Source organism: Nocardioides sp., assembly GCF_050246775.1.
Lineage (GTDB): Bacteria > Actinomycetota > Actinomycetes > Propionibacteriales > Nocardioidaceae > Nocardioides.
The window spans coordinates 1-13,527 of record NZ_JBFWVK010000005.1 but is presented as its reverse complement, the minus strand read 5'-3'; the positions used below and the strand labels follow the sequence as shown (position 1 = coordinate 13,527).

Below are 13,527 nucleotides of genomic sequence, written 5' to 3'. Positions count from 1 at the left end.
GAGTACCCATGGCAGACGACAACCGCAGCAAGCTCCGCAAGAGCATCAGCAAGTGGGCCAACACCAGCCACCAGGATGCCCGGGACATGCGCGCGACGTACCGCGACGACAGCTGCGTCTCGATCGCCGACGCACCCGACCGGGAGCGGGTCCGCCTGCGCGGCACCCTGCGCACGGTCACGCTGAGCCCGCGTGGTGGTGCTCCGGCGCTGGAGGCCGAGCTCTTCGACGGCACCGGGGTGCTGACGGTGATCTGGCTCGGACGCCGTCGGATCGGCGGCATCGCGCCCGGATCGTCACTGCAGATCGAGGGGCGCATCGGCGTGCACGACAAGACGCGGGTCATGTACAACCCCCGCTACGAGCTCAGGTCCTGACTTGGCCGACCCAGTGCCCGAGGACCGACACGCCACCGTCCAGACCGTGGAGCACGTGGTCCGGGCCCAGATGTCCAGTGCTCTCGGGGGACGGCGCGGCATGCTCGAGGCGGCCGTGCCCACCCTGCTCTTCACGATCACCTTCCTGACGACCAAGACGCTGCCCCTGGCCCTGGGACTCAGTGTCGCTGCGGCAGCAACGCTGCTCGTCGTCCGGTTGGTGCAACGCTCGACCCCGCAGTTCGCGCTCAACGCCTTGTTCGGCATCGGTCTGGGCTGGTTCTTCGTCCACCTCTCCCAGCGCTCAGGTGGCGACGCCAACGACCAGGCCCTGGCCTACTTCCTGCCCGGGTTGATCTACAACACCGGCTACGCAGTGCTGCTGAGTCTGTCCTGCGTGCTTCGCTGGCCGCTGGTCGGCTTCATGGTCGGCAGCGTGGCAGGAGACGCCCTGGAGTGGCACCGCGACCGCGGCATCGTCAAGCTCTGCACCAGGTTGACCTGGGCGCTGGCGGCCCCGTGCCTGTTGCGGGTGGTCGTGCAGTGGCCGATCTGGCTCGGTGCCAAGAACGGTGCCGTGGACGAGGACGCCGCCATCGCGGCCCTGGGCGTGCTCAAGGTGGCGATGGGGTGGCCGCTGCAGCTGGCGGCCATCGCGGTCATGGTGTGGCTGTTGTCGCAGAACCGGACCCCGGTCAGCCGGGCCGAGTGACCCGAGGCGTTCCGCCTGGCTGGGCTCAGCCCCCGTGGGTGCCGGGCGCCAGCATCCGCTCGAGCTGGTCCTCGAGGTCGGCTGGTACGACGAAGAGGAGCTCGTCCCCGGCCTCGACGGGCTGTTCCGCGTCAGGGGTGTAGACCTGACCGTCACGCAGGATCGTGACGAGGGCGCAGTTGTCGGGAAACGGGATCAGCCCACTGGGCTTGCCCACGAACGGCGAGTCCTCCGGGAGTGTGAGCTCGACCAGGTTGGCGTTGCCCTGACGGAAGGTGAACAGGCGCACCAGGTCACCGACGGTGACCGCCTCCTCCACCAGCGCCGACATGATCCGTGGCGTCGACACGTTGACGTCGACGCCCCAGGCCTCGGTGAACAGCCACTCGTTGTTGGGGTGGTTGACGCGGCCGACGGTGCGCGGCACCCCGAACTCGGTCTTGGCCAGGAGCGAGGTGACGAGGTTGGCCTTGTCGTCACCGGTCGCCGCGATCACCACGTCGCAGTGCTGGAGCCGGGCCTCCTCGAGGGAGGACAGCTCACACGAGTCGGCCAGCAGCCACTCGGCGTTGGGCACCCGCTCGGGCTTGATCGAGTCGGGGTCCTTGTCGATGAGCAGGACCTCGTGGCCGTTGCCGATGAGCTCCCGGGCGACCGAGCGCCCGACGGCACCGGCTCCGGCGATGGCGACGCGCATCAGTCGTCCTCCGGTCCCTGTTCGATGATGGTGTAGGCGCGGGCGGCGTTCTCCTCGCGCATCACCAGGTGGAGCAGGTCGCCCTCCTGGATGACCGACTCGCGGGTCGGCAGCATGCCCTCGCCCAGTCGGTCGATCCACGCGATCCGGCTGCGTGTCTCCTCCTGGAAGCGCACCGTGCGGTGTCCGATCCACTGGTCGGGCACCGTGATGTGGTCGAGCCGGATGGTGCCCGACGGGTCTCGGTAGTCCGGCTCCGCCCCGGCCGGCAGCAGCCGGCGCAGGACCTGGTCGGCGGTCCACTTGACGGTGGCCACGGTGGTGATGCCCAGACGCTGGTAGACCTCGGCCCGGCCGGGGTCGTAGATGCGGGCCACGACCTGCTGGATCCCGAAGGACTCCCGGGCGACCCGCGCCGCGATGATGTTGGAGTTGTCACCGCTGGACACGGCGGCGAACGAGTCGGCCCGCGCGATCCCCGCTTTGGTGAGCACCGCCTGGTCGAAGCCGTAGCCGGTCACCTTGTCCCCGTTGAACGAGGGCCCGAGCCGGCGGAAGGCATCGGGATTGCTGTCGATGATCGACACGGTGTGGTTTCGGTCCTCGAGGCTTCGCGCGAGCGTCGAACCGACGCGCCCACAACCCATGATCACGACATGCACGTTGCAGACGCTACCGCAGCCAGGACGGCGTCCAGCGCCGGTGTCACGGGGGATGAACCACTCGGGACACGATTGGTCTAGCCTTTCTGCTCGTGGGCGTCGGCGATGTATCCAAGCGGATCCTGCTGGGCCGCAAGCTTCGGAGTTCCCAGCTGGGTGAGACGCTGCTTCCCAAGCGCATCGCGCTCCCGGTGTTCGCCAGCGACGCGCTCTCCTCGGTGGCCTACGCCCCTGACGAGGTCTTCATCATGCTGTCGTTGGCCGGCGCCTCGGCCTACGTCTGGTCCTGGAAGATCGGCATCGCGGTCGCGCTGGTCATGACGGCTGTCGTGATGTCCTACCGCCAGACCGTGCACGCCTATCCCAGTGGTGGCGGTGACTACGAGGTCGCCACCGTGAACCTGGGTCGCCGTGCCGGAGTCACCGTGGCAAGTGCGCTGCTGGTCGACTACGTGCTCACCGTGGCGGTGTCCATCTCGTCCGGGGCGCAGTACGCCGCGTCCGCGATCCCCGCCCTCCAGGATCACGAAGCCACGGTGGCGACCCTGCTCGTGGTGCTGCTGACGACCCTCAACCTTCGCGGGATCCGTGAGTCGGGGAGCCTGTTCGCGATCCCGACGTACGCCTTCATGTTCGCGATCCTGGGCATGTGCGCCTACGGGCTCATCCGTCTGGCCCTCAACGACCTGCCCCAGGTGGCCAGCGCCTCCATGAACATCGAGCCGGCACCCGGGCATGGCGACTCGATGACGACCTTCGCGCTGCTGTTCCTGCTCGCCCGGGCGTTCTCGTCGGGCTGTGCGGCGCTGACGGGAGTCGAGGCGATCTCCAACGGGGTTCCCGCCTTCCGCAAGCCCAAGAGCAAGAACGCCGCCACCACGTTGCTCCTGCTCGGCATGATCGCGATCACGATGATGATCAGCATCATCGTCCTGGCCAAGCAGATGGGTCTCAAGCTGGTCGACCCGCTGGACTTCGAGCGTCTCACGATGGCCGACGGCACGCCGCTGCCGGCCGACTTCCACCAGGCCGCCGCGATCGCGCAGATCGCGGAGGCGGTCTTCAACCACTTCACGCCGGGCTTCTACTTCGTCGTCACGGTCACCGGGCTCATCCTGGTCCTGGCCGCCAACACCGCCTTCAACGGATTCCCGGTGCTGGGCTCGATCCTGGCGCAGGACGGCTTCGCGCCACGCGCGCTGGGCGCCCGTGGCGACCGGCTGGCCTACAGCAACGGCATCGTGTTCCTGGCGGTCATGGCCATCGTCCTGATCGTCGCGTTCGACGCCCAGCCGACCAAGCTGATCCAGCTCTACATCGTCGGCGTGTTCGTCTCCTTCAACCTCAGCCAGCTGGGGATGATCCTGCACTGGACGCGGCACCTGAAGGACGAGACCGATCCGGCGGCGCGTCGACACATGATGCGCTCGCGGACGATCAACGCCGTGGGCCTGTCGTTCACCGCGGTCGTCCTGGTGATCGTGCTCATCACGAAGTTCCTCGCCGGTGCCTGGATCACGATCCTGGCGATGGTCATCTTCTACTGGATCATGATGTCGATCCGGAAGCACTACGACCGGGTCTCGGAGGAGCTGGCCGCCGACGACCAGGACAAGGTGCTGCCGACCCGGGTGCACGCCATTGTGCTGGTCTCCAAGCTGCACAAGCCGACGCTGCGCGCGCTGGCCTATGCCAAGGCGAGTCGTCCCAACGTCCTCGAGGCGATCTACGTGAGCACCGATGCGGAGTCGACCGACAACCTCCTGCAGGAGTGGGACGACCGGGGCATCGACATCCCGCTGAAGGTGCTGCACTCGCCGTACCGCGAGCTGGTCAAGCCGATCGTCGACTACGCGGTGACGATCCGGCAGGCCAACCCGCGCGGGGTGGTCGCGGTCTACATCCCCGAGTACGTCGTGGGTCGCTGGTGGGAGCAGCTGCTGCACAACCAGACCGCCCTGCGGCTCAAGGGCCGGCTCCTGTTCACCCCGGGCGTCATGGTGACCTCGGTGCCCTATCAGCTGCGCTCCTCCCAGATCGCGCGCGAGCGCACCGAGTGGGAGCAGACCCGGCTTCGTCCCGGCGACGTACGCCGTGGCCAGATCATCGAAAGCCCCACCGACAAAGGACGCAGGACTCCCCGCTGATGTCACGCCGCCAACCCCGCCAACGCCAGGCAAAGGGGGCCTCGGTCGTCGGCCAGCGTTTCACCGCCACGGTCGGCCCCGTCGCCCACGGCGGTCATTGCATCGTCCGCCTCCCCGAGCCGCAGAGCCGCGTGGTGTTCACCCGGCATGCCCTGCCCGGCGAGAAGGTGATCGTCGAGATCACCGAAGGCACCGAGGGCGACCGCTTCTGGCGCGGTGACGCGGTCGAGGTCCTCACCGCGGCCCCGGACCGGGTCCCCGCGCCCTGCCAGTACGCCGGCCCCGATCTGTGCGGTGGCTGCGACTTCCAGCATGTGGCGCTGCCCGCCCAGCGCGACCTCAAGGCCACCGTGATCCGCGAGCAGCTCGTCCGCCTGGCCGGGATGTCGCCCGAGGACCCCCGCGTGGCCGGGCTCGTCGTCGAGGGGGTGCCCACGGGGGCTTCGGACGCCCTCGACGGTCTGCACTGGCGCACCCGCATGCAGTACGTCGACCTGCCCGGTGGCACGCACGGCCTGAGGGTGCACCGGTCCCGGGACGTCGTGGAGATCGACGAGTGCCTGATCGCCCACCCCGATGCCCGCGAACCGTCAGCCGCGCTGGTCTCCGAGCAGGTGCACGGGCGGGACTTCACCGTCGCGGCCGACGGTTTCTGGCAGGTCCACCCCGGCGCACCCGAGACGCTCGTCGACACGGTGCTCGCACTGCTGGATCCTCAGCCAGGCGAGAAGGCGCTGGACCTCTACAGCGGGGTCGGCCTGTTCGCCGCCTTCCTCGCCGAACGCGTGGGGGAGTCGGGCCGGGTCGTCGCCGTGGAGGGCGACCGCCGGGCCGCCGAGCACGCCAAGGCCAACCTGCGCGAGTTCCGACGCGCCACCGTCGAGGCCGGGTCGGTCGACCGGGTGCTGGTGCAGTCCTTCGACGAGCCCTTCGACCTGGTGGTCCTCGATCCGCCCCGCGAGGGGGCCCGCCGCAAGGTCGTGGAGCAGATCGTCGACCGCGCCCCGCGCGGGGTCGCCTACGTCGCCTGCGACCCGGCAGCCCTCGCTCGCGACGTGGCGATCTTCGCTGAGCACGGCTACGCGCTCAGCAGCCTGCGCGCCTTCGACCTGTTCCCGATGACGCACCACGTGGAATGCGTCGCTCTGCTCACGAAAAGTGGCTCTGACCTGCGGTGATGCAAATCGGGGTGTTGGCGCCGATGTCGAGAATCCGGCCTTAGGGCGCACTTTGGGCGCACTTTGAGTTCAACACAGCCTCCGAGACAGCCCGTGAGAAGCCCCGAGAACGCGCAGAACGGCCCGTAGGCCGCCGCGCAGTGCGAGGACGGACTCTCGGGCCGTTCGGAGGGTCTGAGGGGTTCTCAGAGCCCGAGCGCCGGACCGTCTGTGGGATTGGAACGGGGCGCGAGCCGCTCGGTGGCCGCTCGGTAGTCCGGCACCACGAGCCGGCGGTTGATGTAGTGCCGCTCGGTGACCGTCTTGGAGGTGTGCCCAAGCTGATCCTTGGCGGCTTCGGCGTCGTAGACCTCGTCGATCTCCGTGGCCACCGTCCGACGGAACGAGTGGGGCGAGACATCGCGGAGCGCAGCAATGTCGGCGTACTCGTCGAGTTGGCGGATGTGCCACAGCCGGCTCTGGACATTTCCGGGGAAGTGCCAGGTCCCATTGCGGCTGACGAAGACCGCGTCGAGGTCGTTCGGCGGCTGCGCGACCTTGCGCCGCCGCAGGAGGGCGACGGCCCAGTCGGGAAGTGCGATCGGACGGATCGCGGCGTGGGTCTTGCCGTAGTCGACCCGCTTTCCCTTGGAGGTGATCTGGCCATTCACCATCAGCCACGGGAACCAGGTCTCGTCGTTGCGGCGTTCGGGCGGGGCGGTCAGCTCGATGTCAGACCATCGCAGCGCGAGCAGTTCACCGATCCGCATGCCGGTGGCGATGAGCATGTCGACGATGTCGGGCAGGTCCGCGCTCTTGGGCCCGTTGCGCCTCTCGGCGTTCGCCCACTCACGGATGGCCGCACGCACCGCGTCGAGGTCCTCCACTGCCACCGGCTTCTTCTTGACCTTCGGAACCGGGACGGAGGGGACGGCCGTGGCGGGGTTGCCGTTGAGCGCCTCATGGAAGATCGCCATGTTGAACGCGCGCACGAGAACGCTGCGTATCCGCTTGCGCATGTCCGCCGAGACTCCGGCACTGTCCAGGGCCGCCTGGATGATCACTGGCCGGATGTGTCGCAGTTGATAGGCCCCGAGCGGGTGCTCGGTCTTGTCGCTGTCGAGCACCCAGCGCATGTGGTAGCGGTAGCGCTCCAGGGTTTCTGAGTTGGGACCGCCGTCGGCCTTCTCCATCTTGGCGAACCAGAGGTCGAGCAGTTGCTGAACCGTGTCGTCGGGAGCGATGGCGCCGTCGCCGAATGTGCCCGTGTGCTCGACGAAGAACGCCTTGAGGTTGGCCCTCGCCTTGTTCTTGGTCTCGCCACTCTTGCGGTACTCGCGGACGACTCCGTCCACGTCGCAGTACCGGGCACGCGCCAACCATGTGCCGTTTGCACGTTTCGTGCAGTTGATGTCGCCGTAGGTGCCAACCATCAGTTTCTGTCGGGCCACCTTCTCGCTCCTTTCGTGTATCTGACCCGGTCAGGGCTGTGCTGGCCGGAGGGCTCCTCCGCGTACCCGGCTGACGCGGTTGCGGGTGCGGACCTGATTTGTCCCGCCTGAGCTGGAGCCGACTTCTTCGCTTTCGCTGTCGACTGCGAACGACTCCTCATGGTCGCGGAGCCAGCGGTCGAGCTCGGAGAGTCGGTACTTGAGTCGCCCGCCGGCCTTGACCGCGCGTGGGCCGTAACCGGGTCGGCGAACTCGCCAGGTGAGCAGGGTTGCCTTCGGGACACCGAGGTAGCCGCAGGCGTCGTCGGTGTTGAGGAACGGGTCCTGGACCATCTGAATCGCGGTCACGTTCTCTCCTCGGTCGGGATCGCGGGGTTCGCGATGCTGGGTGGGTGGGGGATCAGATCGACGTGACATCTGGCAGCGCTCCTCTCGGTGATGGTCGGTGATTGATGGCGGCCTCGAAGTCGAGGCGGCTCTGGGCGGCGCCCGGGGGCGGGTGCAGACGGGCCGGCTCAGGGCGAAGCTCCTGTCGCACGATCGGAACGAGGTTGGTCTGCACAGGCGACGTGATGGGGATGTACTTGCGTCGGGTAACGCGCAGGAGTTGGCCGTCGCGTTCGTCGAGGCCTGGAACGCTGACCCGCAGGAAGTAGAGACGCTCCTTGACGCCGTGTTCGACCGCGGCGCACACGCGTTCGTCGATCCGGGCGAAGAGGCGGTCGAGTTGGTGCCACTGCTTGGTGTCGATCAGTGGCTCTCGGTCGAGCTTCTGCGCACGGCTCGCGGCGATGGACCCGTCGCCGGCGGCGTTGCCTTTGCCGAGCAGGCCGCCGAGGTCGCGGGTCTCGTGGACGAGCTTGATGTAGGTCTCCTTGCGGGTCGTCCACTTGGCGGCGAGGTTGGGCTCGACGTCGGTGATGCGGTCGGCGGCTTCGTGGGCGACAATGCGCTGGGAGTCCATAACGAGGCGCAGGCTGTGGGCATCGGGGAACTCGTGGAGGTGGAGCAGCAGGTTGTACTGGGCCTGCATGACGCCGGCGAGTCCCGGCATCGGTGGCCCGTCGAGGAGTCGTGGTTCGGGTTGCCAGCCGAGGCGGTCGACGGTGTAGTCCGGTTCGTCGTATCCGGCGTGGGCGGCGCACGCTTCGGCTGCGCGGCCGAGCCGGCCTTGGTTGTGCAGCTTCTCCCAGCCGGGGATGCCTTCGTAGCGGCGGTCCAGGGCGACCAGTCCGCGTACGACGTCGGCGGCGTCCTTGAGAACGGTCATGCACTGCTGCTCGCTGAGCCTGCCGTAGCCGACGCCGGCGGCGAAGTCGTGCTCACCGAGCGCGGCGGCGCGACCTACGAGCCGCCACGATTCCACGGTGGCGAACGCTTGCTCGTCAACCAGCTCGTCGCCGTTGGCGAGGGTGGCGGTGGACGCGGCCAGGGCCTCGGTGAGTCGGTAGCGCAGCTCCTCGGCGGGGCCGCGGCTGCGGCCGGTGGTGCCTTCGAGGTTGATGCGTGGGTTGGCGGCGCGGACGGCTTGAAGGCTCCAGGTCAGGACGCACTGGCGGTAGCGCCGGATCTGCTTGCCGAGTTCTTCGCGCTCGGCGACGGTCGTGGTCTCGGGCAGGGTGTGGATGCCTTTGCCGCCGAGTCGGTGTTGGATGCGGTGCTCGCGCAGCAGGACGCCGAGGGCGTCCCTGAGTTGGCCGCTGGTCTCGCCGTACATCAAGGCACGTCCCCGGCGAGTTCCTTCTCCCGCGCCACTTCCAGCATGTCGAGTAGCAGTTCGACCGAGAGCAGGTCGATGCCGTGCTCGGCCAGCTCCTCGATCGCGGCGTAGGCGACGTCGAAGAGGACGTCGCGGCTGTAGGCGGGGACGCGGGAGATGCCGGGGATGAAGTCCCCGTGCAGGTAGTCGACCTGGAGCAGGACGCGCTCGTACTCGACCGAGGCGTCGAAGCTCAGGGCCTGGTCGGCCAGGGCAGCGAGGTAGGAGCGCGCCTCGGCGAGGGTGACAGCGTGGGCAAGCAACATCGTGGTTCCTCTCGAAGAGTTCGGCTGTGTCGTCCACAGTCCGACTGGCATCCCGGATCGCCGAGGACGTGGTGGTGGAGTTGTGGACAACTCGGCGGATCGACGACCGGTGAACAGTCAGGTCATGGGTCAAGGCGCCCTCACGGTGGCGCGTGCCTGCTGCTCGATACGGCGGCGAACGGCGACGTCTTCGGCGACCCAAGCGAGGAAGTCAGCGTCCCGGTCCTCGATCAGCACCTCGGCATAGGTGTCGGCCGGTTCCTCCCCGGGCCATGTCGTGATCCGGGTGGGCCGATCACGGTCGAGCTTGGTGCCCGAGGTCGAGACCCACTCACGGAGTCGATTGCGGGCGTCGGCGAAGTCGCGATGCCACGCCAGCGGCGCCGACGGGCTGCCCTCCGGGTCGTAGGCGTTGAGCCAGTGCGTGTGGAGAGCAGACAGCTCCCAGACCAGCTCGTCGTGGCGGTGCCAGTACGGCGGAACCACGGTCGGCGGCAACCCGTAGGTCCTCGTGAGCGCCTTGACCCACCTGTCGAGGTCGAACCACTCGAACTCAGCCTCGTCTGCGGTGAGCAGGTACCAGTTGATCGGATGTGGCGGCTGGTCGCCCGGGTCGGCAGCCCCCTGGAAGTCGGGGCCGCCGAGCCGGTGATCGCCACCGACGACGTAGTCGTCAGGCTCCATCAGCGCGAGCTGGGCCTGCTCGGTGTCGGTGGTCATCGCGGGTCGCCTCAGAGCCCGACGACCGGAGCCCGTTCCTTGCCCGCCGGCAGATCCGCGCTCGGCGGGTCGGGTTGCCGCGACGGGGCGCGGTCGACCTCGTACCTAGTGCGGGCGAGGTCGTGACCGATCCGGCGTGCCACGAACTCCTCGCGTGCCTCGGCCTGGCCGTGCCGGTCGAGCTCGTACTCGTTGATGTAGCCCGAGGCGACGAAGTTATCGCCGACCCTGAACTTGGCGTAGGCGCGCTCAGCGGTCTTGGCGTAGGCGACGAGGTCGTGGAACGTCGGCTCCATCTTGGTGAAGCTGCCGTCGGTCTCCTTGCGGAAGTGCTCGACCCCGACGCGGGCGTAGAACCGGGCTCCGCCGTTGCTGGTGAAGTTGATCTGCGGCGCAGCAGCGATGAACCCGTGCAGGCTCATCTGGATGGGAATCGTCATGGTGACTCCTGATGTCGTGCGGTGCCTCGACTGGCAGCCGCTCTCAGGAGTCAGGTGTGCTGGCGCCGCCGCGCTGTTAGCCTTGAGGCGTCCCTCCGGCTCTGTGGACCTTGGAATGCGGGTGAGCCGGGCGCATCAGCGCAACCGCCGTCGTGCCGTTCGTCGATAGAGGCGAGGCGTCACTCCAATCAGTCACTTCTGTTGGAGGTCGCCATGTGCACCAAGATCCCGTATCGGAACCGCTGGCTCGCGGCACAAGCAGCAAAGAAGCTGCGTGCGTCAGGTCGTCGCGAGCGGGGCGTCCACCCCTGCTTCACCGATCATCCCGGACGCTGGCACGTCACCAGCAAAAAGACGAAGGCGTGGTGACTGCGTCTACCGCCGTCGCAGAGCCGCTTCGACTTCGGTGCGGTGCGTGCGGAGATGGTCGGCGTTCTTGCGGTCGGTCCAGGGCCGCAGGTCCGTGACCAGCGGTGGGGCGCTGCGGAGCAGGACGAGAGCGGTGCCGAAGGGCAGGGTGCGGATGGTCTCGGGCGGCATGACGGGCACGCGGCGGGTGGAGCGCTGGAGGGATCGGGAGCCGTAGTCGCCGACGGAGATGGTGTCGGTCTTCTCGTCACGCTCGCCGATCAGCGCGGAGAGGTCCTGGAGGTCCTTGGCCGAGGAGGTGCCGCCGAGAATGACCTTGACGATGCTGGCGTCCCAGATCGCGCCGGCCGCGTGATCGCCCCACTTGTCACGCGCCTGCGACAGCGATTGAAGGACCGGCATGGTCGTGATTCCGGTGCCGCCACCCTCCGCCATGAGGACCGGCAGCGACGGGAGCGGGGAAAGGTTGCCGATCTCGTCGAGCGCCAGAAGCAACGGTGGGTCGAGGCGAGCACCAGGCGATTCAGCTGCGAGGTGTCGTGCTGTTTCGACGAGGTCTTCGATGAAGGCCGCGACCAGGGACCAGGAGGCTCCGGCGCCTGCTCCGGTGGCGAGCAGGTAGAGGGTGCCGTTGTTGATGAGGAAGTCGATGGGGTCGAAGTGCTCGCCGGGCTTGGGTGAGACGGCGTCGAGGACGCGCGGGTCTGCGAGGCAGGTGAGGGCGAGGGAGACGCCCATCCAGATCGAGTCGCGAGTACGAGGATCGGAGTGGATCATCGACTCCAGTGAGTCGGCCCAACCTTGCGCAGCCTTCGGGCTGCTGGACAGGATCGCCACGGCGTCGGCAGCGGCCGACGGGGAGAGTGTCCAGCCGAACAGCTCGCGCGGTGATCGGTGGTCGAGTGCCGCGGCATGGAGCAGGGCTTGGAGCGCGGTGCGGGTCTTGCCCTCCCAGAACCCGCCGGACTCGACGCCGCCGGTCGAGAGGCCGGTCGCGGACGCGAGGCCGGTGGCGCGGATCATCGCGGTCAGCGGGTCCTCACAGCCTCGCACGGGTGACCAGCGCAGCCCAGAAGGCAGGCCCTCGGCGAGACGTTGCGGATCGAACACGGCGACCGGACCGCGCTCTTGGCGGACGGTGAGGGTGGCAGCGATGTTGTCGGGCCGGGTTGCAGTGGTGATGACCGCGCCCGGTGCGTCGAGGATCGCGTTGATGACGACGTGCAGGCCCTTGCCAGACCTAGGTGGCCCGAGCAGCAGAATCGAGTCTTCGACCGACGCCCACACGCCTTGCCCACGGGAGCGGCCGAGCAGGTAGCCGATGTCGGACGGCTCGGGCTTGTCGAGCGATGGCCGCAGCGTCCGTCCACGCGACACGAGTGCCTTCCGTGAGGCGACGGCTCGTACGTCGCGGCCGGTGGCGACACCGGCCAGTCGTCGCGGGTCGTGGGTGGTCCTGTGCTTCATCGACCCGATCCGTCGCCACAGCACCAGCGCAGCGGTGACGACGCCCGCAACCATCAGGATCAGCACGAGCCAGTAGACCCACGCCGCCAACCCGTCAGCGCCGAGGGCCGATGCCGGGTTGCCCGGGCGGCTGAGCACTCGGAAGCCCGCCTCCCAGCCACCGGTCGGCTGCGGAGAACCTGAGACGAACGCGGCGACCGAGCCCGCGAGTCGCAGGATCGCCGCGATGACGCCGACGGCGGCGATGAGGACGAGACCGAGGTTGACCAGGTCGTCGTCGACGCCCTGGCCGCGCGGGTTCATGCTGCTCCCTCGCTCAGCGCGAGGGCGCCCGACGTACGCCCCACCAGCACGACCTCTGGATGTTTGGCCAGCAGGGCGGGAGGAAGGCGAAGCTGCGCCGTTCCGTCCTCATCGGCGATCTGTCGGGCAACGACGACGCACACTTCCACCTGCTCTCCTGCGGTGAAGCCGCCGCCCGAGATCCCGAATGCCGACGCCCATGCCTTGCCGGTGGCCGCGGCCGGCTCGGCCTGTGGCCGCCTGGGCAGGACGTAGTCGGTGAAGACTGCGCCGTCTGCCTCGTGCACCTCGACACGGATGGGAGTCGAGAGGTCTGTGGCGATCGAGTCGAGTAGCGACTGGAGATCGTCGCGCCGCAGGGCGCCGTCGGCCGAGTAGGGCTCCCGATCCAGGGCGACCGTCAGGTATCCCTGTTCATCGACGGCGACCTCGACAAGCGGCATCACCACAGGCACCCGGACCGTCGAACGGTCGTCGCGACGGTACGGCGCGGCAGCGTTGATCATGCTCATAGTCCGATCGGCTCCACCTGTCGCTGCGCGACTGTCTGCACCGGCGCCGCGCCGCGCCCCATAGCGAGTGCCCCGCGGTCGAGTCCGGGCGGGTTGCCGTCGCCGATCTTCGGGGTGTCGAGGTTGTCGAGGATCGTCACGGCCGCCCCGCGCACACGTTCGGCGGTGGACTGCACGACCTCGACGGGCGTCTTGCCGGGCACGCTCGATGCCCACGAGGCGACGTACGGGATCGTGTAGTCGTCTGTCGCCAACCCGTGCGCGGCACCGACCATGAGCGCGACCGACTCGGCTTCGACCTCGGCGATGCCCCGATGCATCGCGGCGTCGGCGTTGTCGGGGCCGTGCAGCATGACGTGACCGAGCTCTTTTCTGCACCAGAGCCGAAGGTCTATCGCAGAGCCTGTTGTCATAGCTGTTAGGTGTGCGTGTCGTGTCGCTGGCCCTTTGGGCGTGACGCCCTGTCCAAAGGCGGGCTGGTGAGGAGC

General features: G+C 68.3%; 16 protein-coding genes. 5 read left to right on the top strand and 11 right to left on the bottom strand.

Annotated features, from left to right (window positions below; all coding sequences use genetic code 11):
• Positions 1 to 8: 8 nt before the first annotated feature.
• Both AB7I40_RS18675 and AB7I40_RS18670 read left to right on the top strand, forming a co-directional pair.
• Positions 9 to 377, top strand: coding sequence for an OB-fold nucleic acid binding domain-containing protein (locus tag AB7I40_RS18675; RefSeq protein WP_428346758.1), 369 nt, complete (start codon positions 9 to 11; stop codon positions 375 to 377).
• Between the two features lies 1 nt (position 378).
• The gene (locus AB7I40_RS18670) at positions 379 to 1,089 is read left to right on the top strand and encodes a DUF3159 domain-containing protein (protein WP_428346757.1); all 711 of its coding nucleotides are present in this window, start codon (positions 379 to 381) and stop codon (positions 1,087 to 1,089) included.
• 25 nt (positions 1,090 to 1,114) lie between these two features.
• On the opposite strand, the gene AB7I40_RS18665 is transcribed toward AB7I40_RS18670, so the two are convergent.
• Both AB7I40_RS18665 and AB7I40_RS18660 read right to left on the bottom strand, forming a co-directional pair.
• The gene (locus tag AB7I40_RS18665) at positions 1,115 to 1,786 is read right to left on the bottom strand and encodes a potassium channel family protein (RefSeq protein WP_428346756.1); all 672 of its coding nucleotides are present in this window, start codon (positions 1,784 to 1,786) and stop codon (positions 1,115 to 1,117) included.
• A complete protein-coding gene (locus tag AB7I40_RS18660; protein WP_428346892.1) occupies positions 1,786 to 2,433 on the bottom strand; it encodes a potassium channel family protein in 648 nt (215 codons plus the stop codon). Before AB7I40_RS18660 ends, AB7I40_RS18665 begins: the two co-directional genes overlap by 1 nt.
• A 107-nt stretch (positions 2,434 to 2,540) precedes the next feature.
• On the opposite strand from AB7I40_RS18660, the gene AB7I40_RS18655 reads away from it, so the two are divergent.
• Positions 2,541 to 4,595: an APC family permease gene (locus AB7I40_RS18655; RefSeq protein WP_428346755.1), complete on the top strand. Its 2,055-nt coding sequence runs from the start codon at positions 2,541 to 2,543 to the stop codon at positions 4,593 to 4,595.
• On the top strand, positions 4,595 to 5,773 hold the full coding sequence (locus AB7I40_RS18650; protein WP_428346754.1) for a class I SAM-dependent RNA methyltransferase: 1,179 nt from the start codon (positions 4,595 to 4,597) through the stop codon (positions 5,771 to 5,773). Before AB7I40_RS18655 ends, AB7I40_RS18650 begins: the two co-directional genes overlap by 1 nt.
• 185 nt (positions 5,774 to 5,958) lie before the next feature.
• On the opposite strand, the gene AB7I40_RS18645 is transcribed toward AB7I40_RS18650, so the two are convergent.
• The 6 genes from AB7I40_RS18645 to AB7I40_RS18620 form a co-directional block, all read right to left on the bottom strand.
• Positions 5,959 to 7,203 (bottom strand): tyrosine-type recombinase/integrase, encoded by a 1,245-nt coding sequence (locus tag AB7I40_RS18645; protein WP_428346753.1) that lies wholly within the window; start codon positions 7,201 to 7,203, stop codon positions 5,959 to 5,961.
• A gap of 30 nt (positions 7,204 to 7,233) precedes the next feature.
• On the bottom strand, positions 7,234 to 7,551 hold the full coding sequence (locus tag AB7I40_RS18640) for a helix-turn-helix transcriptional regulator (protein ID WP_428346752.1): 318 nt from the start codon (positions 7,549 to 7,551) through the stop codon (positions 7,234 to 7,236).
• A 52-nt stretch (positions 7,552 to 7,603) separates the two neighbouring features.
• On the bottom strand, positions 7,604 to 8,920 hold the full coding sequence (locus AB7I40_RS18635; protein ID WP_428346751.1) for a hypothetical protein: 1,317 nt from the start codon (positions 8,918 to 8,920) through the stop codon (positions 7,604 to 7,606).
• Positions 8,920 to 9,228: a hypothetical protein gene (locus AB7I40_RS18630; protein ID WP_428346750.1), complete on the bottom strand. Its 309-nt coding sequence runs from the start codon at positions 9,226 to 9,228 to the stop codon at positions 8,920 to 8,922. The genes AB7I40_RS18635 and AB7I40_RS18630 overlap by 1 nt, the downstream gene beginning before the upstream one ends.
• A 129-nt stretch (positions 9,229 to 9,357) precedes the next feature.
• Entirely contained in the window at positions 9,358 to 9,948 is a 591-nt protein-coding gene (locus AB7I40_RS18625; protein WP_428346749.1) for a hypothetical protein, read from the bottom strand.
• Positions 9,949 to 9,959: 11 nt separating this feature from the next.
• Positions 9,960 to 10,388 (bottom strand): single-stranded DNA-binding protein, encoded by a 429-nt coding sequence (locus AB7I40_RS18620; RefSeq protein WP_428346748.1) that lies wholly within the window; start codon positions 10,386 to 10,388, stop codon positions 9,960 to 9,962.
• Between the two features lie 213 nt (positions 10,389 to 10,601).
• On the opposite strand from AB7I40_RS18620, the gene AB7I40_RS18615 reads away from it, so the two are divergent.
• Positions 10,602 to 10,757, top strand: coding sequence for a hypothetical protein (locus tag AB7I40_RS18615; protein WP_428346747.1), 156 nt, complete (start codon positions 10,602 to 10,604; stop codon positions 10,755 to 10,757).
• 6 nt (positions 10,758 to 10,763) lie between these two features.
• Here the strand turns inward: AB7I40_RS18615 and AB7I40_RS18610 are convergent, their stop codons facing one another.
• Genes AB7I40_RS18610 through AB7I40_RS18600 form a run of 3 tightly spaced genes read right to left on the bottom strand, consistent with a single transcriptional unit; the run spans position 10,764 to position 13,392 of the window.
• Positions 10,764 to 12,527 (bottom strand): type IV secretory system conjugative DNA transfer family protein, encoded by a 1,764-nt coding sequence (locus AB7I40_RS18610; RefSeq protein WP_428346746.1) that lies wholly within the window; start codon positions 12,525 to 12,527, stop codon positions 10,764 to 10,766.
• On the bottom strand, positions 12,524 to 13,039 hold the full coding sequence (locus AB7I40_RS18605; RefSeq protein ID WP_428346745.1) for a hypothetical protein: 516 nt from the start codon (positions 13,037 to 13,039) through the stop codon (positions 12,524 to 12,526). Before AB7I40_RS18605 ends, AB7I40_RS18610 begins: the two co-directional genes overlap by 4 nt.
• On the bottom strand, positions 13,036 to 13,392 hold the full coding sequence (locus AB7I40_RS18600) for a hypothetical protein (protein ID WP_428346744.1): 357 nt from the start codon (positions 13,390 to 13,392) through the stop codon (positions 13,036 to 13,038). The genes AB7I40_RS18605 and AB7I40_RS18600 overlap by 4 nt, the downstream gene beginning before the upstream one ends.
• Positions 13,393 to 13,527 lie beyond the last annotated feature (135 nt).

Excerpts from the sequence above, each read along its gene's own strand:
- AB7I40_RS18675 (WP_428346758.1), top strand. The coding sequence starts at position 9 with ATGGCAGACGACAACCGCAGCAAGCTCCGCAAGAGCATCAGCAAGTGG.
- AB7I40_RS18665 (WP_428346756.1), bottom strand. The coding sequence starts at position 1,786 with ATGCGCGTCGCCATCGCCGGAGCCGGTGCCGTCGGGCGCTCGGTCGCC.
- AB7I40_RS18660 (WP_428346892.1), bottom strand. The coding sequence starts at position 2,433 with ATGGGTTGTGGGCGCGTCGGTTCGACGCTCGCGCGAAGCCTCGAGGAC.
- AB7I40_RS18650 (WP_428346754.1), top strand. The coding sequence starts at position 4,595 with ATGTCACGCCGCCAACCCCGCCAACGCCAGGCAAAGGGGGCCTCGGTC.
- AB7I40_RS18635 (WP_428346751.1), bottom strand. The coding sequence starts at position 8,920 with ATGTACGGCGAGACCAGCGGCCAACTCAGGGACGCCCTCGGCGTCCTG.
- AB7I40_RS18630 (WP_428346750.1), bottom strand. The coding sequence starts at position 9,228 with ATGTTGCTTGCCCACGCTGTCACCCTCGCCGAGGCGCGCTCCTACCTC.
- AB7I40_RS18625 (WP_428346749.1), bottom strand. The coding sequence starts at position 9,948 with ATGACCACCGACACCGAGCAGGCCCAGCTCGCGCTGATGGAGCCTGAC.
- AB7I40_RS18620 (WP_428346748.1), bottom strand. The coding sequence starts at position 10,388 with ATGACGATTCCCATCCAGATGAGCCTGCACGGGTTCATCGCTGCTGCG.
- AB7I40_RS18615 (WP_428346747.1), top strand. The coding sequence starts at position 10,602 with ATGTGCACCAAGATCCCGTATCGGAACCGCTGGCTCGCGGCACAAGCA.
- AB7I40_RS18610 (WP_428346746.1), bottom strand. The coding sequence starts at position 12,527 with ATGAACCCGCGCGGCCAGGGCGTCGACGACGACCTGGTCAACCTCGGT.
- AB7I40_RS18605 (WP_428346745.1), bottom strand. The coding sequence starts at position 13,039 with ATGAGCATGATCAACGCTGCCGCGCCGTACCGTCGCGACGACCGTTCG.
- AB7I40_RS18600 (WP_428346744.1), bottom strand. The coding sequence starts at position 13,392 with ATGCTGCACGGCCCCGACAACGCCGACGCCGCGATGCATCGGGGCATC.